At 57.4% G+C, this 17,644-nt stretch carries 17 protein-coding genes; 12 read left to right on the top strand and 5 right to left on the bottom strand.

Features of this window, described 5'->3' with window-relative positions; translation table 11 throughout:
• Positions 1-136 precede the first annotated feature (136 nt).
• The 9 genes from JOE29_RS25365 to JOE29_RS04490 all read left to right on the top strand — a co-directional run bounded on the left by JOE29_RS25365 (position 137) and on the right by JOE29_RS04490 (position 9,222).
• Complete coding sequence (locus JOE29_RS25365; RefSeq protein ID WP_245226793.1) at positions 137-796, top strand: DUF2345 domain-containing protein; 660 nt, start codon at positions 137-139, stop codon at positions 794-796.
• Positions 793-2,829, top strand: coding sequence for a DUF3274 domain-containing protein (locus JOE29_RS04525; protein ID WP_099315048.1), 2,037 nt, complete (start codon positions 793-795; stop codon positions 2,827-2,829). Before JOE29_RS25365 ends, JOE29_RS04525 begins: the two co-directional genes overlap by 4 nt.
• Positions 2,826-4,514 (top strand): DUF2875 family protein, encoded by a 1,689-nt coding sequence (locus JOE29_RS04520; RefSeq protein ID WP_210078824.1) that lies wholly within the window; start codon positions 2,826-2,828, stop codon positions 4,512-4,514. The genes JOE29_RS04525 and JOE29_RS04520 overlap by 4 nt, the downstream gene beginning before the upstream one ends.
• Positions 4,511-4,780 (top strand): PAAR domain-containing protein, encoded by a 270-nt coding sequence (locus tag JOE29_RS04515; RefSeq protein ID WP_003424462.1) that lies wholly within the window; start codon positions 4,511-4,513, stop codon positions 4,778-4,780. The genes JOE29_RS04520 and JOE29_RS04515 overlap by 4 nt, the downstream gene beginning before the upstream one ends.
• Positions 4,781-4,828: 48 nt before the next feature.
• Positions 4,829-6,385, top strand: a complete 1,557-nt coding sequence (locus JOE29_RS04510; RefSeq protein ID WP_099315046.1) for a DUF2875 family protein — start codon at positions 4,829-4,831, stop codon at positions 6,383-6,385.
• Positions 6,382-6,651 carry a PAAR domain-containing protein gene (locus JOE29_RS04505; RefSeq protein ID WP_017278174.1) on the top strand — a complete coding sequence of 90 codons (270 nt, stop codon included), beginning with the start codon at positions 6,382-6,384 and terminating at the stop codon, positions 6,649-6,651. The genes JOE29_RS04510 and JOE29_RS04505 overlap by 4 nt, the downstream gene beginning before the upstream one ends.
• Before the next feature lie 48 nt (positions 6,652-6,699).
• Positions 6,700-8,241 (top strand): DUF2875 family protein, encoded by a 1,542-nt coding sequence (locus JOE29_RS04500; protein WP_074997145.1) that lies wholly within the window; start codon positions 6,700-6,702, stop codon positions 8,239-8,241.
• 40 nt (positions 8,242-8,281) lie between these two features.
• Positions 8,282-8,797: a hypothetical protein gene (locus JOE29_RS04495; RefSeq protein ID WP_103694556.1), complete on the top strand. Its 516-nt coding sequence runs from the start codon at positions 8,282-8,284 to the stop codon at positions 8,795-8,797.
• 95 nt (positions 8,798-8,892) lie between these two features.
• Entirely contained in the window at positions 8,893-9,222 is a 330-nt protein-coding gene (locus JOE29_RS04490; RefSeq protein WP_010439161.1) for a hypothetical protein, read from the top strand.
• A 66-nt stretch (positions 9,223-9,288) separates the two neighbouring features.
• On the opposite strand, the gene JOE29_RS04485 is transcribed toward JOE29_RS04490, so the two are convergent.
• Together JOE29_RS04485 and JOE29_RS04480 are read right to left on the bottom strand one after the other, a co-directional pair.
• The gene (locus JOE29_RS04485) at positions 9,289-10,119 is read right to left on the bottom strand and encodes a mechanosensitive ion channel family protein (protein ID WP_003413348.1); all 831 of its coding nucleotides are present in this window, start codon (positions 10,117-10,119) and stop codon (positions 9,289-9,291) included.
• A 121-nt stretch (positions 10,120-10,240) separates the two neighbouring features.
• Entirely contained in the window at positions 10,241-10,720 is a 480-nt protein-coding gene (locus tag JOE29_RS04480) for a YajQ family cyclic di-GMP-binding protein (protein ID WP_003304827.1), read from the bottom strand.
• 169 nt (positions 10,721-10,889) lie between these two features.
• On the opposite strand from JOE29_RS04480, the gene JOE29_RS04475 reads away from it, so the two are divergent.
• The 3 genes from JOE29_RS04475 to JOE29_RS04465 are packed head-to-tail and all read left to right on the top strand — an operon-like array spanning position 10,890 to position 14,485.
• Positions 10,890-11,810 (top strand): putative 2-dehydropantoate 2-reductase, encoded by a 921-nt coding sequence (locus JOE29_RS04475; RefSeq protein ID WP_210078823.1) that lies wholly within the window; start codon positions 10,890-10,892, stop codon positions 11,808-11,810.
• A 44-nt stretch (positions 11,811-11,854) separates the two neighbouring features.
• The gene (locus JOE29_RS04470; RefSeq protein ID WP_003313532.1) at positions 11,855-13,891 is read left to right on the top strand and encodes an ATP-binding protein; all 2,037 of its coding nucleotides are present in this window, start codon (positions 11,855-11,857) and stop codon (positions 13,889-13,891) included.
• Between the two features lie 15 nt (positions 13,892-13,906).
• Positions 13,907-14,485 (top strand): cob(I)yrinic acid a,c-diamide adenosyltransferase, encoded by a 579-nt coding sequence (locus tag JOE29_RS04465; protein ID WP_003418771.1) that lies wholly within the window; start codon positions 13,907-13,909, stop codon positions 14,483-14,485.
• Between the two features lie 273 nt (positions 14,486-14,758).
• Here JOE29_RS04465 and JOE29_RS04460 read toward each other — a convergent pair whose 3' ends face one another.
• Genes JOE29_RS04460 through argJ form a run of 3 tightly spaced genes read right to left on the bottom strand, consistent with a single transcriptional unit; the run spans position 14,759 to position 17,613 of the window.
• Complete coding sequence (locus JOE29_RS04460; RefSeq protein WP_210078822.1) at positions 14,759-15,709, bottom strand: Nudix family hydrolase; 951 nt, start codon at positions 15,707-15,709, stop codon at positions 14,759-14,761.
• A 2-nt stretch (positions 15,710-15,711) separates the two neighbouring features.
• Positions 15,712-16,338 (bottom strand): glutathione S-transferase family protein, encoded by a 627-nt coding sequence (locus JOE29_RS04455; RefSeq protein ID WP_003313535.1) that lies wholly within the window; start codon positions 16,336-16,338, stop codon positions 15,712-15,714.
• Positions 16,339-16,395: 57 nt separating this feature from the next.
• Positions 16,396-17,613: a bifunctional glutamate N-acetyltransferase/amino-acid acetyltransferase ArgJ gene (gene argJ / locus JOE29_RS04450; RefSeq protein WP_003340710.1), complete on the bottom strand. Its 1,218-nt coding sequence runs from the start codon at positions 17,611-17,613 to the stop codon at positions 16,396-16,398.
• Between the last annotated feature and the right edge of the window lie 31 nt (positions 17,614-17,644).

The following is a 17,644-nucleotide window of genomic DNA, read 5'->3' as shown; positions in this document are numbered from 1 at the left end:
GTTCAAATCCCTCGGCGAAACCGCAGCCGCACGTGGCGGACAGGCGGTGGATGTCAAAGGCATAGAAGCCTTGCGCCAGTCGCTCGACCAATGGCCCGCGCCGGACAATAACGGCCTGGGCGACCCGGTACTGGCCATGACCGCAGCAGCAGGCATCGCCAGCGCCACACCACGCTCGCAGGCTCACTACGCTGGTGAAAATCACGACACCACCGCGCAGGACAACCTGCAATTGACCAGCGGCGCGGCCATGCACCTGCAAGCGGGCAAAGGGCTGTCAGCTTTCGCCCAGGACGCAGGCATCAGCGCCATTGCCAACCGCGGCAAAGTACTGGTTCAAGCGCAGGAAGACGACATCGCCCTCAATGCCCAGAAAAACCTGCACGTCTCGGCCGTCGAAGGCGAAGTGGTCATCACCGCGCCGACCATCCGCCTGGTCGCCGATGACGGCAGTTATATCAAGATTGGCGGCGGCGTCGAGATCGGCTCGCAAGGCAAAGTCACTGTGCACGCCAGCGAGCACGACTGGATCGGCCCCAAGACCGACAGCGCTGCGATCCCCTCTTTCGGCCGCGACCCCGCCGCCCAGCAGGTCACCTTCCACTACCCCGGCCACAGCGAACAAAGCCCGCGGGCAGCAGCGGATCACTCGTATGAAATCAAACTGGAAGATGGCAGCCTGGTGAAAGGAATGACGAACGCAGACGGACTGACCGAGCGCGTGGAACGCGAAATGATGCATCAGGCGCAAGTATCGGCACTGCGCAGCGGCACCCCGAAAGGAGGTGCGCAATGAACGGCGCCGATGAATACGCCGTTGCCCAAGGCAATACGCGCCTGATCCCCAACCTCAACACCACCTGCAAAATGGAAGTGCCCGGCGATTTGCCAGGCGTAGTGATCTTTCTGCACGGTGTGAATGACCCGGGGGCTTCTTATGAGTCGGTGGAGACGGGGTTGTGTCAGGGGGTTAATGAGCGGCTGGATCGGCCAGATCTGGTGGCGGGGCGGTATGGGGTAAGGTACAACGAAGCAAAAAAAGCGCCCTACGAGGAAAGGGACAGTGATCAGAAAGCCATGCTCGATGATCCTGACACCTATCTTTATCGGCGCGACGCATCTGACCCGAAAACCCATAGCCTGTTGATTCCCTTTTATTGGGGACATCGGGCAGCACCCGATCAAATAAAGCGTGATGACGCGGGCGATCCGTTCAGAATGCGTAATCAGTTTCAGGACATCAACGGCAACCGTCTGGACCGCCACTTTGCCAAGGCGGGAGGTTTTATTGCCAACGCGACCAATAACATACCGGATGTCTATGGTGAAGGTTTTAGGCCCAATCTGAAAAGCATCGCTCTGGAAACGTTTAAGCCAGACAACGCTTTATATTTTGGTCACTCGCCAGCGCGGCACTATTGCGTATTGGCGGCTCACCGTTTGGCTATGCTGATACGCGAGATCCGTCGCGTGTCGCCTGACGAGACAATAACAATCATGGGCCACAGCCAAGGCACGATAGTCACCTTGCTGGCGCAAGCGTTGCTGGTAGATGGAGGAGACCGTTGCGCAGATACTTTTATCATGGTTGATACGCCTTATTGTGTGTTGCCTGGTAACACTCCCAAAGACCAAGACACATTTTCAACGCTAGTTGGGATCGTAACTGCGATAACAAATAAGCCACACACACAACCAGCCATGTCAGAACTCAGGGACGCTAAAACCTACTGCGGCAGAAGCGGTTCGCGATGGTCACCCACTCAAGGTATCCGCAAAAATAAAGTGGGCAGCATGACAGTCTTTCCCGAGCGAGATAACCGAGGAAAGGTGTATCTGTATTTCTGCCCGGATGACACCACTGTCTCACTGGATGACGTCCAAGGCATCGGGACCTATGGAATGCCTGATGCTCTACCTGATGGACGAATGGCAATGATGGTGCTCCAGCAACTACGCTTCTATCAACGCATGTGGACCAAGCGCCATCGCTATGGTGAGCCGATCCTGATCGGCAACACGCCACAACCCGAACTCATGCGTGCCTCAGGCGAAGCTCGATACCCAGGTAGCTCATTTGGAGCCGGTATGATTGCCCGCGCGCCCATCCCGGAAAGGCAAGAACGCCTTATTAATGCCGAAGCGCTGACTCCGCCTCATGAACCAGAAATGTTCGGCGGCGAAGCGGAAACTGGCACACCAACAACTTCAGGCTTGGATAGACCAGACGACGTTGGCAAAAGCGTTGCGTTAGGGAAGGACGCCGCTACGTTCTTATGGATAGAAATGCCCACTGAATATGACGGTCCAAAAGTGACGAAGCGCCAAGCATTAGAACGCTTCAACGCGCTTTCTGATGATCCAGAAAAAAAAACCCGCCAAGTACGGGTAGGAAGACCCAGAAACTATGCCAACGTTTTAACAGGGTATATTTACCAAAGGGAAGAAACGCCAAAAGAAGCTCGAGATCGTATGGAGAAAAACCGTGATGCATGGAGCGAAAACTCCTATCACTCAGGCATACTACGTAGCCCGGAAAATCATCGCTGGGTGACTGCAATGGACATCGCTATTGGCCAAGCTAAATGCTTGGATGATCCGGCAATGCGTGATGTGCTGGTGGCGATTGCGGATTGGAAGATCGACGAGGCGCAATTTTCCACAATTAGTGAGTCACCAGGCTGGGAAAGGCTCAGTGAGGAAGCTCAGGATTTAGTCAGGGCTAGCTACCTGTACTATGAAGAAGGGGAGTTCCCTTCAACGGATCTAGTTTCACTAACTCCGCCGCAACTTATCCAGAGCGCTCCTAAATCTCGGGATGCCCAATGATCGATCGTCCACAAAGTATGCTACTTCGCCCGAAATTGAAAAGATATTTCTGGGTAACCGTAGTTTTGCAGGTCCTTTGGCTTGGATTTGTCCTGCTTGCCTACCTAAAAGCACAGGAAAACGATATGCAACTTCGTGACATAAACCCAGTAATGCGGTGGGGCATCGCAGGCATTTTAGGCTTGGTTTTGCTGGTCTATAGCGGACACTGGTGGGGGAAAGCCATCGCCCATGAGAAAGCTGAGCTGGCAGCTTATAGAACAGAGGTTACAGCTCAAAAGAACGAGCAAATGGCAACTCAGCAACGGACATATTCGCTGGAAATAAGAGGAGCGGGAATTGCCATTTTTCACGATAGCCAATCAGAAATTTGGAGTTTCATAAAGAAGAAAAACAATAATTTTACATCCATCTACTCCAATGACGCCAAGGACTATGATGCCTCGCTTGACTCACGCAAAATTAGCAGAGATATAAAAATTCGTGCAGCTTTCCAGCATTCGGCTGGCGACGCGATCGCCTATTGGCCAATACCCGTGTTCGCACTGGGGCCTCCGAATCTATTCGATAAAGCCTATAGAGCTGCAGGCTTGATCAACTCTGGCCGAAATGCAGCAACACTGGGAGTTGCGCTGTTTCTCTGGCAGGACGATGAAAGCACTACCCATGCACAGGCCATGATCGAACGACTATTTAATTTTTTCGACGACAATTCACAGGTGCCACAGGCCCTCATCGCAAGCAGAGATGGGGATATTACTCGTGACGTTTATCGAAAGCCTGGGACACCGGCACTGCAAAACGCCCAAGTAGTACCGACAATATTCGAAAGTATGACCGGACTGCTGGTCGCTCGTTCGGACCGGGTGGACAGGTATATTCGCCCTTACGCGACTCAAGAACCCGAAGACAATCAAAACAAAAATACTGACCTGGGCAAACTGTGGGCTTTCTACTGGGAACAGCCGCGAAAATTTAGAAAAATATATGAGGATGCAGAAAAGGCCAAAGGGGTTAAAGCTCCACTCGCCCCTGGTACGATATCGACCGCCTACTGGCAATCCCAACTCCCCAACCTCTGGAAAACCATCAGCAATCGCGGCCCCGGCAACTTCGAGCCCTCCCCTTGGCTGCCGATCCGTTGGGGTCAGCATCAGGTCAAGGAGTTCGACGCTGCGCCTGTTCTCGGCTATCTGCACCGCCCGATCAAGGCGCCCATGCAGGATGAAAACGGCAAGCGCCTGAAACCGGCCTTGCAAGCCAAAGCGCTGCAAGCCGCTTGGGTGCAGGCGCTGGATACCTTGCCAGATGGTCAGAAACCTGTGCGGGTGTTCTATGACAGCACCAACAACCCGGAAGCCGAAATTGCCCTGAACAACGCCCTGCACGACCTGAACAAGGACGGCCACGGTCTTGAGCTGGGCAATGTCGAAGAGGGCTACGACATCGGTCGTCGTCTGGGCAATACCGGGGTCAGCGGTGCGCTGGTCGAGATCAATCTGGCGACCATCGCCAGTTACAAGGATGGCGGCGTCAGCGCCGTGGTCTATGCCGGCACAGATGGCAGCCTGACCGTACAAATGGTCCGCCCGCCCGACGAAGCCCGTAAAGCGAAGAACAGCCAGAACCGCGGCGCAGACCCGTTCACCTTCGGTTCGCCAACCGGCGGAGCACCTGCAGAGTGAGTTATCCCGTCTGCCTGGGCGACGCGACCAGCAGTGGTGGCCGAGTGGTGTCCTGCCAACTGGCAGGCACCCACACTCTCAACGGCAAGCCTCCGGCCGTGCTGGGCGACAAAGCCACCTGCCCGCTTCATGCGGGTGAGTTCGCCTTTATCGAAGGCCACCCCACCCGAAAGCTGAACGGCATCCCAGTGGTCCTGCACGGCCATCGACTCGCGTGCGGCTGCCAGGGTGTGGCCAGCCATGCCATGAATGTGCGAGTGGTTTAGGGGTTTTATTTGTGATCAGGCTATGCAATGGAAGCACAGGAAAACCATATGGAATTGCGTGACATACATTCAGTAACACGCTGGGGTGTGGCAGCGGTTTTAGGCATCACGCTCTTCGCGTACAGCGGACACTGGTGGGGCAAAGCCGTCGCACATGAAAAAGCCGAGCTAGTCGCCTACAAATCCAAAGTGATGAGTCAGGCATCAGAACAGCAAGAGGCGCAAAAACGAAATTATTCGCTAGAAATACGCGGAACGGGCATCACCGTCCATGACTGGCATCAATCGTCAATCTGGCGAGAAATAGTCGCGAAGAACAACAACTTTGTATCCATATACCCATCATCCCCCAAAGAATACGATTCAGGCCTGAGCTCGCGCGAGATCACTAGAAGCATAAACACACGCGTGGCGTTCCAGCACTCCGCTGGAGAATCTGTTGCGTATTGGCCTGTCCCAACATTTGCGATCGCGCCTCCCAAACAGGCCTCAGACATCGGGGCTGCAGAGAACATAATGAGTGGTCGAAACGCAGCGACGCTTGGGGTCACGCTCGTTTTGTGGCAAGACGCTGAAAATACTACTCATGCCCAAAAAATGATTGAGCGTTTATTCCGCTTTTTTGACGAAAACCCCAAGGTGCCTGAAGCGCTAATCGTAAGTGAAGATGGTGATGTCACGCGAAACGGCTTACGCGTGGCTGGTACTCCAGGTCTGCAAAATGCCCAAGTAGTACCTACGGTGTTCGAGAGCATGACCGGACTGCTGGTCAGCCGATCCGAAAGAGTAGATCGATATATTCGTCCCTATGCGACCGGCGAAACGGAAGACAATCAGAACAAAAATACCGATTTGGGCAAGCTTTGGGATTTCTACTGGAATCGTGATGACGCATTTATGGAACAGTATGAAAACGAACAAAGCGCCAAAGGAATTGTAATTCCCAAATCTCCCGGCACCATGTCCACCTCCTACTGGCAATCCCAACTCCCCACCCTCTGGAAAACCATCAGCAATCGCGGCCCCGGCAATTTCGAGCCCTCCCCCTGGCTACCAATCCGTTGGGGTCAGCATCAGATCAAGGAGTTCGACGCTGCCCCAGTGCTCGGCTATCTGCACCGCCCGATCAAGGCGCCCATGCAGGATGAAAACGGCAAACGTCTGAAGCCGGCCTTGCAAGCCAAAGCGCTGCAAGCCGCCTGGGTGCAGGCGCTGGATACCTTGCCAGATGGTCAGAAACCTGTGCGGGTGTTCTACGACAGCACCAATAACCCGGAAGCCGAAATCGTCCTGAACAACGCCCTGCACGACCTGAACAAGGACGGCCACGGTCTTGAGCTCGGCAATGTCGAAGAGGGCTACGACATCGGTCGTCGTCTGGGCAATACCGGGGTTAGTGGTGCGCTGGTCGAGATCAATCTGGCGACCATCGCCAGTTACAAGGATGGCGGCGTCAGTGCCGTGGTCTACGCCGGCACCGATGGCAGCCTGACCGTACAAATGGTCCGTCCGCCCGATGAAGCTCGTAAAGCGAAGAACAGCCAGAACCGTGGCGCAGATCCGTTCACCTTCGGCTCGCCAACCGGCGGGGCACCTGCAGAGTGAGTTATCCGGTCTGCCTGGGCGACGCCACCAGCAGTGGTGGCCGAGTGGTGTCCTGCCAACTGGCAGGCACCCACACCCTCAACGGTAAGCCTCCAGCCGTGCTGGGCGACAAAGCCACCTGCCCGCTTCATGCGGGTGAGTTCGCCTTTATCGAAGGCCACCCTTCCAGAAAGCTGAACGGTATCCCAGTGGTCCTGCACGGCCATCGACTGGCGTGCGGCTGCCAGGGTGTGGCCAGCCATGCCATGAATGTGCGAGTGGTTTAGGGGTTTTATTTGTGATCAGGCTATGCAATGGAAGCACAGGAAAACCATATGGAATTGCGTGACATACATTCGGTGACCCGCTGGGGCATTGCAGGGATTTTAAGTGCGGTTCTGCTTAGCTACAGCGGGCATTGGTGGGGCAAAGCTATTGCCAATGAAAAGCATGAGTTGGCAGCTTACAAATCCCAAGTGATTGCTAAAAATGCAGAGCAACAGACTTCGCTGGCACGAACATACTCACTAGAAATACGAGGCGTAGGCATAGCAGTCAATGACTGGCATCAGTCGTCTGTCTGGCGAGAAATTGTTAAAAAAAATAACAACTTTTCATCGATATTTCCTTCACAAGCCAAAGCCTACGATCCATCGTTAAGCTCGCGAGAGACGACTGCGGATATCAATACTCGGGTGGCTTTTCAGCACGCGGCAAGCCCATCAGTAGCTTACTGGCCAATTCCCGTTTTTGCGCTTGGGCCTCCAAACCCTTACAAGAAAGCCTACCGCGCTGCAAGTATTATCAACTCAGGCCGCAATGCGGCAACGCTAGGAGTCACACAGTTTCTCTGGCAAGAAGACGAAAATACCAACTACGCACAAGGTATGATTGAGCGGCTGTTTGGTTTTTTTGAAGATAACCCGAAAGTGCCGCAGGCACTTATCGCAAGCGAAGACGGAGACGTAACGCGGAACTTATATCGCGAACGCGGTACTCCAGGCTTGCAAAAAAATACTCAAGTAGTGCCAACAGTATTCGAAAGCATGACAGGCCTGCTGATTACTCGCTCGGACCGGGTGGATCGCTACGTTCGTCCTTATGCGATTAACGACGCAGAAGACAACCAGAACAAAGATACCGATCTGGGCAAGCTTTGGGCTTTCTACTGGGAGCAGCCGCGTAAATTCAGAAAAGTCTATGAGGATGCGCAGAAGACCAAAGGAATTAAAGATCTATTAGGCCCAGGCACCATATCAACCGCCTACTGGCAATCCCAACTCCCCACCCTCTGGAAAACCACCAGCAACCGTGGTCCCGGCAACTTCGAGCCGTCCCCTTGGCTGCCGATCCGCTGGAATCAGCATCAGGTCAAGGAGTTCGATGCTGCGCCGGTACTCGGCTATCTGCACCGCCCGATAAAGGCGCCCATGCAGGATGAAAACGGCAAGCGCCTGAAACCGGCCTTGCAAGCCAAAGCCCTGCAAGCAGCGTGGGTACAGGCGCTGAACACTTTGCCCGACGGTCAGAAACCTGTGCGGGTGTTCTACGACAGCACCAACAACCCGGAAGCGGAAATCGCCCTGAACAACGCCCTGCACGACCTGAACAAGGACGGCCACGGTCTTGAGCTGGGCAATGTTGAAGAGGGCTACGACATCGGTCGTCGTCTGGGCAATACCGGGGTCAGCGGTGCGCTGGTCGAGATCAATCTGGCGACCATTGCCAGTTACAAGGATGGCGGCGTCAGCGCCGTAGTCTACGCCGGCACCGATGGTAGCCTGACCGTACAAATGGTCCGTCCGCCCGATGAAGCCCGTAAAGCGAAGAACAGCCAGAACCGCGGCGCAGATCCGTTTATCTTTGGTTCGCCTTAGCGGTCACTAAACACTCTCAATCGTAAACAAGGAAGAAAATATGTATACGCATTTTTGTAGGGCCTTTGTAGGGATAAATTTAGTCGCGGCATTGATTTTAATGGGAGGCTGTACGCAGGACTCCGTATCCCCGTGTGACGAACTGATTGGCGACTACGCCGCGAAGCCTAAAAATAAGCCGAAGTTTCGTATCGAGAAGAACGGCGAGAACTTCACGCTCACGCAAAGTGACGCAGGCACCCAGGTCAGTGAGCCGCTCACCCCCTTACCCAACGCCGAAATAGTGGAAATGTTTGAAGGCAAAATAGTACCGCCTCGCTGCATTCTCACCGCTGATGGTATGAAGATAATGAAGCTCCCCGCTGGCAGCGGCGTTAATCCCACAGAGGATCCCGATCGGAAACTTTCGCATTATCCCGAGCCCACCCCATTCCTCATGGGCATATCTGCGGGAGTAGCGGCTGTACTGGGTCTTTACCCCGTACCTCACCAAGAAAAACTCAAAGATATCGACGAGGAAGATGAGGACGACGACGGTTACATTTACAGTAAATAACCTACAGTTCGTGCCGGGGAGCCAAAAGGCATGTTCATCGTCGACGGATAAGGGATACCAGAGCATCACTGCTGGAAAACAATCATGGAGCGAAAATGAACGCTGTGAATAAAGAAAGCACCGGGCACCACGTTCTGCTTGCGATTATGGGATTAGGTGTCTGGCTGCCCATTATTCTTATCGCATTGCTATTTTGTGTAGTCCGTCTGTCCACCGGTTTGGGCGAAGGAATACTGGCAGTTGCCGTTACGCTTGGTTTACTGATGAATACAGAAGTCGTAGCGACCATTATTTTCTTCATCTACGCATGCTGGGCAAAGCCATGGCGATTTTCGAAAAAATGGCGAATCAGTTTTTACATCCATGCCTTAGTCTCTGGAATGACGACACTTTTGATTATCACCTTGGAAATAGCGTTTTCCTGATCCCGCCCCCCCCAAAGAAAAGCCCCGACTCTCACGAGCCAGGGCTTTGCCTTACCGCACAAACCACTATTCCTGAACCATCCGCACAATCCGCTGCGGCAGTGGGATCTCGATGCCTGCGTCCTTCAAGCGGTCGCGCGCTTCGATGTTGAACATCGACGTCACGTCGCCCATATCGCCACTGCTGGTCCAGACACGCAGGGACAAGGTAATCGCGTTCTCCCCCAGCGCTGCCACGACAGCCTGCGGGGCCGGGTCCTTGAGTACGCGCGGGTCGTCGGCCATGTCCAGCAGGACCTGCAAGGCCTTCTTGAGATCGGCATCGTGGCTGACGCCGATGTCGAAGGTGATCTTGCGGGTCGGCTGTCGGTTGGTGTTGGTGATGATGCCGTTGGACAGGTTGCCGTTGGGAATGATCACGGTACGGTTGTCGCCGGTGCGCAGCACGGTGTGGAAGATCTGGATGTTGTCGACGGTTCCCGACACACCCTGGGCTTCGATCCAGTCACCGATACGGAACGGGCGGAACAACAGAATCAGTACGCCACCGGCGAAGTTCGCCAGGCTGCCTTGCAGGGCCAGACCGATCGCCAGACCGGCAGCACCGATCGCCGCCACGAACGAGGTGGTTTCCACGCCGATCATCGACGCGACGCTGACCACCAGCAGGATTTTCAGAATGACGTTGGCCAGGTTGCTGACGAAGCCTTGCAAGGCCAGATCGGCGTGTCGCAAGGCCAGCAAGGCGCCCAGTTTGCCGGTCAGCCGGTTGATCAGCCACCAGCCTACGCACAGTGTGACGACTGCCAGCAGCAAGCGGCTGCCGTACTCCATGATCATCGGAATCCAGGCCTGCGACGCTTGCCACAGATGACCGACTTCTGCGTTTAAATCCATCGTTATCTCCTTACTCGTCACGAACTGCGATCAAAACTACGGCGGCCTGCCGTCATTTCAATGCTCAGGGCGATTCGGACTGGCGGGGGAACGCAGGGTTCCCCGGCTTTCAATGCAACGATCAGTCGCGGAAGTTGTTGAATTGCAACGGCATGCCCGAATCATAGGCACGCAACGCTGCGATGGCTTCTTGCAGGTCGTCGCGCTTCTTGCCGGTCACCCGCACCTGCTCGCCCTGAATGGCGGCCTGGACCTTGAGTTTGGCTTCCTTGATGTGAGCGACGATTTTCTTCGCCAGCTCCTTGTCGATGCCTTCACGCAGGATGACTTCCTGCTTCATCAATTTGCCGGAAGCATAAGCGTCCTTGATCTCGAGGCACTTCGCGTCGATCTTGCGTTTGACCAGCGCCAGCTTGAGGATTTCGATCATGGCCTCCAGCTGGAAGTCTGCTTCTGCGGTCAGCGTGACGGTCAGTTCCTTGAACTCGAACGTGCCTTTGCCTTTGAGGTCGTAGCGACGGTCCAGCTCTTTGATAGCGTTGTCGACGGCATTCGTGACTTCGTGTTTATCCAATTCGGACACTACGTCGAACGAGGGCATGTATGTTCTCCAGATAAACGGCGTGCGCACAATTCGGGCACGCATGACTTGACGGTGTGAAAGAACGCTCATTATAACGAGACTTTTCCGGCGTTCACTGTGAGCCTTCCATGCACATCCTTGTTTTCACCTTCTGCAGACCGCTTCAGCGCCATAACGTGCCGCTGTGATGGCGGTGACATGGCATGTTCTCGGCGCGGGCAGCCTGGGCAGTCTCTGGGCGACGCGACTGGCACGCGCGAATCTGCCGGTTCGGTTGATCCTTCGCAACGCGGATCGGCTGGCCGCCTATCAAGCCAATGGCAGCTGCGTGACGCTGGTCGAGAACGATATCGCCCATGCGTACCCGGTCGAAGCGCAGACCGCCAACCATCGACAGCCCATCGAACGGTTGCTGGTGGCCTGCAAGGCTTACGAAGCCGAGCAGGCTGTCGCTCAGCTGGCTCCGCGATTGACGGCGCAGGCCGACGTCATCCTGTTGCAGAACGGCCTGGGCAGCCAGGACGCTGTGGCGGCGCAAATCCCCCACGCGCGCTGCCTGTTCGCGTCCAGCACCGAAGGCGCGTTTCTGGAGTCGGACTGGCGTGTCAGGTTTGCTGGCCATGGTTTCAACTGGCTGGGTGACGCATCCAACCCGACAGCCCCCGCGCTTCTGCAGGATTTGCACGACAGTGGCATTCCCCACGAATGGACGCCGGACATCCTGACCCGCCTGTGGCGCAAGCTGGCAATCAACTGCGCGGTCAACCCGCTGACGGTCCTGCACGCCTGCCGTAACGGCGGCCTGCTCGAGCACGCCTGCGAGGTCGCCACGCTGTGCGCCGAGCTCAGCGATCTGCTGGGCCGCTGCGGCCAGTCGACGGCTGCGCAGGAATTGCATGCGGAAGTGCTGCGGGTCATCCAGGCGACCGCTGCCAACTACTCATCCATGTACCAGGATGTGCTTCACGGGCGACGCACCGAAGTCAGCTACCTGCTGGGTTACGCATGCGCAGCCGCAGCGCGTCATGGCTGTCCGGCCCCGCACCTGCAGCAGTTGCAGACGCGTCTGACCGCTCATCTGGCAAGCAAGGGTTTGCGTACCGACTAGCCCGCGCTACCCTGCTCGCATCACCCGTCACTGCGACTTGCCCAATGCCCTTGCGCCAACGCCTGGAAAACCTGCCCGTCGGCCAGAAACTGCTGGCCGCCCTGCTGGTCCTGATGACCACTGTACTGCTGGTCGCCAACCTGACCTTCATCAGCGCGGCCTACTACATCTCTCAGGAGGCGATGGCTCCACAGGCCCTGCAGACCATCGGTCGGCTGATCAGCAGCGCCAACCTCAACGAGCGGGCCTTGTACTCGCCGAACGAGGCGCGCGCGCTGCTCAAGGAGCTGAGAAGCTACGGGCCGTTGCGTGCCGCAGCCCTGTATGACAACAACGGCGAGCGGCTTGAACAGATGCATCAGGGCGAAAGTCTAGAGCTGCCCAAGCACTTCAAAGACATGGACAGCTGGCGTCTGACCGAATTTCGCAGCACGCAGGTCATTACCGTACCGAAGGGCGACGAGCCGCCAGGGCACTTGTTGCTGGTTGCCAGCAGCGAGCTGCCTCCTGCGTTCTACACCGGCACGCTGACTGCCAGCCTGGGCATTCTGGTGTTCAGCGTGCTGCTGTGGCTGGTGGTAGCGCGGCAGATTCGGCGCCTGATTACTGAACCCATTTACCAACTGGAAGAACTGTCCCGCCAGGTGACCCGCGAAGAGAACTACGCACTCCGCGCAGAACCCGGTAACGAGGATGAAATCGGCAGCCTGGCCGAGGCGTTCAACACCATGCTGTCGCGTATCGAAGCACGCGAACAGCAACTCAAGCGCGCGCGCGACGACTCGCAGGAAGCCTACGATCAGGCTCAGGGGCTGGCCGAGGAAACCCGCCACACCAACCGCAAGCTGGAGCTGGAAGTCCAGGTGCGCAGCAAGATCGAGAAGAAGCTCACCGGCTTCCAGAACTACCTCAACAGCATCATCGACTCGATGCCCTCGGCGATGATCGCACTGGACGAACAGCTGTACGTCACCCAGTGGAATCAGGAGGCGACGGCCTTGTCCGGGACGACCCTGGACGAAGCGCTGAACCAGCCGATCTTCCTGGCCTTCGAGCCGATGCGCTCGTTTCTGCCGCAGATCAAGCACACCGTCGAGCGCCATAGCGTGACCAAGATCGAGCGCGTGACCTGGATCAAGAATGACGAGTCCCGCCACTACGCGCTGACGTTCTACCCGTTGACCGGTGATGCCGGGCGCGGTGTGGTGATCCGGATCGATGACATCACCCAGCGCATATCGCTGGAAGAAATGATGGTGCAGTCGGAAAAAATGTTGTCCGTCGGCGGTCTGGCAGCAGGCATGGCGCATGAAATCAACAACCCGCTGGGCGCCATTCTGCACAATGTGCAGAACATCCGCCGGCGGCTGTCTCCGGAGCTGCCGAAGAACATCGAGCAGGCCGAGGCCGACGGCGTCGATCTGGCGCAGGTCAACCATTACCTGGAAAGCCGCGAAGTGCCGAAACTGCTCGACGGCATTCAGCAGGCCGGTGCCAGGGCTGCAAAAATCGTCAGCCACATGCTCAATTTCAGCCGCCTGAGCAGTCGTCAGTTATCGCCCTGTGATTTGCCGGCCTTGATCGATCAGGCCGTGGAGATCGCCAGTAACGACTTCGATCTGACCATCGGTTTCGACTTCAAGGGCCAGCACATCATCCGTCAGTTCGACCCCGAACTGGGCCCGGTGCCGTGCATTGCCAACGAGCTGGAGCAGGTGCTGCTGAACCTGCTGAAGAACGCCGCGCAGGCCATCCACCAGCGGCCGGAGAGCGAAGAGCCCGGGCGCATTACCCTGCGCACGCGCCTCAATCCGCCGTGGGCCGAGATTCAGGTCGAGGACAACGGCATCGGCATGTCAGAGAACATCCGCAAGCGTACGTTCGAGCCGTTTTTCACCACCAAGGAAATCGGCCAGGGCACCGGGCTGGGCCTGTCGGTGTCCTACTTCATTGTCACCAACAACCACAAAGGCCAGATGGAGGTACATTCCTCTCTCGGCACAGGCACCTGCTTTACGCTGCGTCTACCGCTGGTGGCCAACCAAGTGAGCGTTCAGCAGCAGGTCATTTCAAAATCCTGATCAGGAATCGCATCAATGGGCTTTCGTTTGTCGAAGATTTACACGCGTACCGGCGATGCCGGTGAAACCGGTCTGGGCGATGGCCGTCGGGTCTCCAAGGATCATCCGCGCGTCGAGGCCATCGGTGAGGTCGATACGCTCAACAGCCAGCTGGGACTGTTGCTGGCGGGGCTGATCGATGAAGCTCAGCGCGTCCCGGCCCTCAACGAAGTGATCGAGGTACTTGCACCCTGCCAGCACCGACTGTTCGATCTGGGCGGCGAACTGGCCATGCCGACCTACAAGGCGCTGAACGAAGCCGAGGTCGAGCGACTGGAGGCCGCCATTGATGTCTGGAATGAGGAGTTGGGGCCACTGGAAAATTTCATTTTGCCAGGCGGTTCATCGCTGATCGCCCAAGCGCACATCTGCCGTAGCCTGGCGCGCAGTGCCGAACGTCGCTGTCAGCATCTGAATGCCGTCGAGCCGCTGGAAGGCGCAGGGCTGGCGTACATCAACAGGCTGTCGGACTTGCTGTTCGTCGCAGCCCGATTGATCGCCAGAAGACAGGGCATTGCAGAGATCCTTTGGCAGCCCGCACCCAAGCCGGTTTGATGGGCATATCCATTAAACGGAGCAGCACAGACGACATCCTCACGCCAGCGTCCTGTCGTTAGGTATAGGTCTTGCGGGAGTGAGCGAGGCTGCGATCCGCATTGCTCACGAAGACGTCGGTCCAGACGCCCCATTTTCAGGGGTTTTACTGGCTTCTTCGCGAGCAAGCTCGCTCCCACGGCCTACGGCCAGAATCAAGAGCAGACATGTGTATAACGCTAGTTACTCCGCGTGGGCATGCCGTTCTGGACGCTCTGTGTCCTCTTCTGAGCGTCAGACGATCTCGTCAGGCCAGAACGCGCGAATCCCGGCCACGCCCTGTGCGCCGCTTTCCCAGGCCTGTTGACGCTCGGCAGGGCCTACGCCGCCCAACAGAAAGACCGGCCTGTTGAAACCCGCAATCAGTTGCGTTGCCTGCGGCCAGCCAAGCGGCTGCGCATCGGGGTGGGTCAGGGTTGGCTGAACGGGCGACAGGGTGACGAAATCCACGCCCATCTGCTCTGCCAGTGCCAGCTCTTCGGCGTTATGGCATGACGCCGCCAGCCAACGGTTCTCAGGGAACGGACGCCCGCGACTGGCGTACTTGCGCAGTTGCTCCGCCGTCAGGTGCCAGCCGGCGGACGGAAAGTCGCCCAGCCACTCCAGAGGCCCTTTGAGCATGAGCTGCGCCTTGCCGGCACACAGGCCCGCCGCATCCACGGCCAGGTCACGGTACTTCGGGTCGTAACCACCCGGCGCACGCAACTGGACCAGCTTGATGCCGCCAGCGATGGCTTTCTGCATGCCGCGCAACAGCTCGATATTGTCCAGCCCCTCAGGGGTGATCAGGTACTCGCCGGGCAAACGTGCCGCCGCGACGATCGGCTGATTGGCGGCCGGAAACTCATAATTGGCCAGCTCACGCGGGCTGGCCCAGACCAGCGGCTGCCCTTCTGCACCATGCGCCTGGCCAGTGAAGGCCGAGACTTCCCAGACGTCCAGCAGCACCTGCTTGTCCGGATAGTCGTGACAGACCTTGATCAGCGGACGTGCCGCCGTCACCAGGATGCCCAGCTCTTCCTGCAATTCACGTGCGAGCGCGGCCTGGACAGTCTCGCCCTCCTCGACCTTGCCGCCAGGAAACTCCCAGAGGCCGCCTTGATGCTGAGTGTCGGCACGCCGGGCAATCAATACGCTGCCGTCAGCGCCACGAATGACAGCGGCGGCCACATGAACTCGTTTCACGATCAGGACTCCTCCAGACCGGCCTGCTGCCAGCGTTTGAAGGCAGGCCACTGGTAAATGGTTTCGATGTACTTCAGCGCTTCTTCAGGCAACTCGACACGGTAACTGCGCAAGCGAATGGCTACCGGGGCAAAGAACGCGTCGGCAATGCTCGGCTTACCGAACAGAAACGGACCGCTTTCGGCCGCCGCAGTGCGGCATTCGGCCCACAGTTCGACGATACGGTCGATGTCGTTCTGGGTATCGACCGGAATCACTTCCAGCGCCTGATCCTGGCGCAGGTCCATCGGCATGTTCGAACGCAGGCTGACAAAGCCGCTGTGCATCTGCGCGCAGGCAGAACGTGCCTGGGCACGCGCAGCGGTATCACTCGGCCACAGGCCAGCGTCCGGAAAACGTTCGACCAGGTATTCGCAAATGGCCAGCGAATCGATGATCGTGCCGTGCTCGCACTGCAGCGCAGGGACCTTGCCGGTGGGTGAATACTTGAGAATGTTCGCGCGGGTGTCAGGCTGGTTCAGGCGGATGACCTGATCGGTGAACGGAGCACCGGTCATTTCCAGCACCAGCCAGGGACGCAGCGACCAGGAGGAGTAGCGTTTGTCGCCGATAATCAGATGCAGGCTCATGGTTCAGCTCCATTGAGCCCGGCGCGAAGACAGGATGCCGGCGCGCCGGGCATTGAATCAGGTGCGATATTCCGCGTTGATCTTCACGTACTCGTGAGAAAGATCGGTGGTCCAGATCGTTTCGCTGCAATCGCCGCGACCCAGCTCGATACGGATGGTGATTTCTTCTTCGGCCATCACCGCCGAGCCTTGCTCTTCGGTGTAGGTCGTAGCGCGGCAGCCCTGACTGGCGATGCACACGCCACCGAGGAATACGTCGATCTTGCTCACGTCCAGATCCGGCACACCGGCACGGCCGACAGCCGCCAGGATACGTCCCCAGTTCGGGTCGGAGGCGAACAGCGCCGTCTTGATCAGCGGCGAGTGGGCCACGGCATAACCGACGTCCAGGCATTCCTGATGATTGCCACCACCGTTGACTTCAACGGTCACGAACTTGGTCGCACCTTCTCCGTCACGCACAATGGCCTGAGCGACTTCCATGCACACATCGAACACCGCTTTCTTCAACGCCTCGAACAACGGGCCTTTGGCCTCGGTGATTTCCGGCAGATCAGCCTGACCGGTGGCGATCAACATGCAGCAATCGTTGGTCGAAGTGTCGCCATCGATGGTAATGCGGTTGAACGACTTGTTGGCGCCGTCACGAATCAGGTCCTGAAGCACGCTCTGCGCCACTTTGGCGTCGGTGGCGATGTAACCGAGCATGGTCGCCATGTTCGGGCGAATCATGCCTGCACCCTTGCTGATGCCGGTCACAGTGACGGTCACGCCGTCATGGCTGAACTGACGGCTGGCGCCTTTGGGCAGGGTATCGGTGGTCATGATCCCGGTCGCCGCAGCGGCCCAGTTATCCACAGACAGATCATCCAGCGCGGCTTGCAGGGCGCCTTCGATCTTTTCCACCGGCAACGGCTCACCGATCACGCCCGTCGAATAGGGCAGCACCGCCGAAGCATCGACGCCGGTCAGTTGCGCCAGCTTTTCGCAGGTACGCCGCGCCGCCACAAGACCTGGTTCGCCCGTGCCCGCATTGGCATTGCCGGTGTTGGTCAGCAAATAACGCACAGTGCCCTGGACGCGCTGTTTGGCCAAAATAACCGGCGCTGCGCAGAACGCATTCAAGGTGAATACGCCGGCCACGCTGGAGCCTTCGGCACAGCGCATGACCACAACATCCTTGCGCCCCGGGCGTTTGATGCCGGCAGAAGAAATGCCAAGTTCAAAACCGGGAACCGGGTGCAACGCAGGCAAAGGACCAAGACCAACAGCCATCGGGGTGCTCCTCATGGAGTGTGGCGCCGTC

The organism is Pseudomonas sp. PvP009, assembly GCF_017832995.1.
Lineage (GTDB): Bacteria > Pseudomonadota > Gammaproteobacteria > Pseudomonadales > Pseudomonadaceae > Aquipseudomonas > Aquipseudomonas syringae.
This window is presented reverse-complemented; position numbering and strand designations above follow the sequence as displayed.

Bases quoted from the DNA above. Each gene is read 5' to 3' on its own strand.
- JOE29_RS25365 (WP_245226793.1), top strand. From the start codon at position 137: ATGACCGCAGCAGCAGGCATCGCCAGCGCCACACCACGCTCGCAGGCT.
- JOE29_RS04525 (WP_099315048.1), top strand. From the start codon at position 793: ATGAACGGCGCCGATGAATACGCCGTTGCCCAAGGCAATACGCGCCTG.
- JOE29_RS04520 (WP_210078824.1), top strand. From the start codon at position 2,826: ATGATCGATCGTCCACAAAGTATGCTACTTCGCCCGAAATTGAAAAGA.
- JOE29_RS04510 (WP_099315046.1), top strand. From the start codon at position 4,829: ATGGAATTGCGTGACATACATTCAGTAACACGCTGGGGTGTGGCAGCG.
- JOE29_RS04500 (WP_074997145.1), top strand. From the start codon at position 6,700: ATGGAATTGCGTGACATACATTCGGTGACCCGCTGGGGCATTGCAGGG.
- JOE29_RS04495 (WP_103694556.1), top strand. From the start codon at position 8,282: ATGTATACGCATTTTTGTAGGGCCTTTGTAGGGATAAATTTAGTCGCG.
- JOE29_RS04490 (WP_010439161.1), top strand. From the start codon at position 8,893: ATGAACGCTGTGAATAAAGAAAGCACCGGGCACCACGTTCTGCTTGCG.
- JOE29_RS04485 (WP_003413348.1), bottom strand. From the start codon at position 10,119: ATGGATTTAAACGCAGAAGTCGGTCATCTGTGGCAAGCGTCGCAGGCC.
- JOE29_RS04480 (WP_003304827.1), bottom strand. From the start codon at position 10,720: ATGCCCTCGTTCGACGTAGTGTCCGAATTGGATAAACACGAAGTCACG.
- JOE29_RS04475 (WP_210078823.1), top strand. From the start codon at position 10,890: ATGGCGGTGACATGGCATGTTCTCGGCGCGGGCAGCCTGGGCAGTCTC.
- JOE29_RS04470 (WP_003313532.1), top strand. From the start codon at position 11,855: ATGCCCTTGCGCCAACGCCTGGAAAACCTGCCCGTCGGCCAGAAACTG.
- JOE29_RS04465 (WP_003418771.1), top strand. From the start codon at position 13,907: ATGGGCTTTCGTTTGTCGAAGATTTACACGCGTACCGGCGATGCCGGT.
- JOE29_RS04455 (WP_003313535.1), bottom strand. From the start codon at position 16,338: ATGAGCCTGCATCTGATTATCGGCGACAAACGCTACTCCTCCTGGTCG.
- argJ (WP_003340710.1), bottom strand. From the start codon at position 17,613: ATGGCTGTTGGTCTTGGTCCTTTGCCTGCGTTGCACCCGGTTCCCGGT.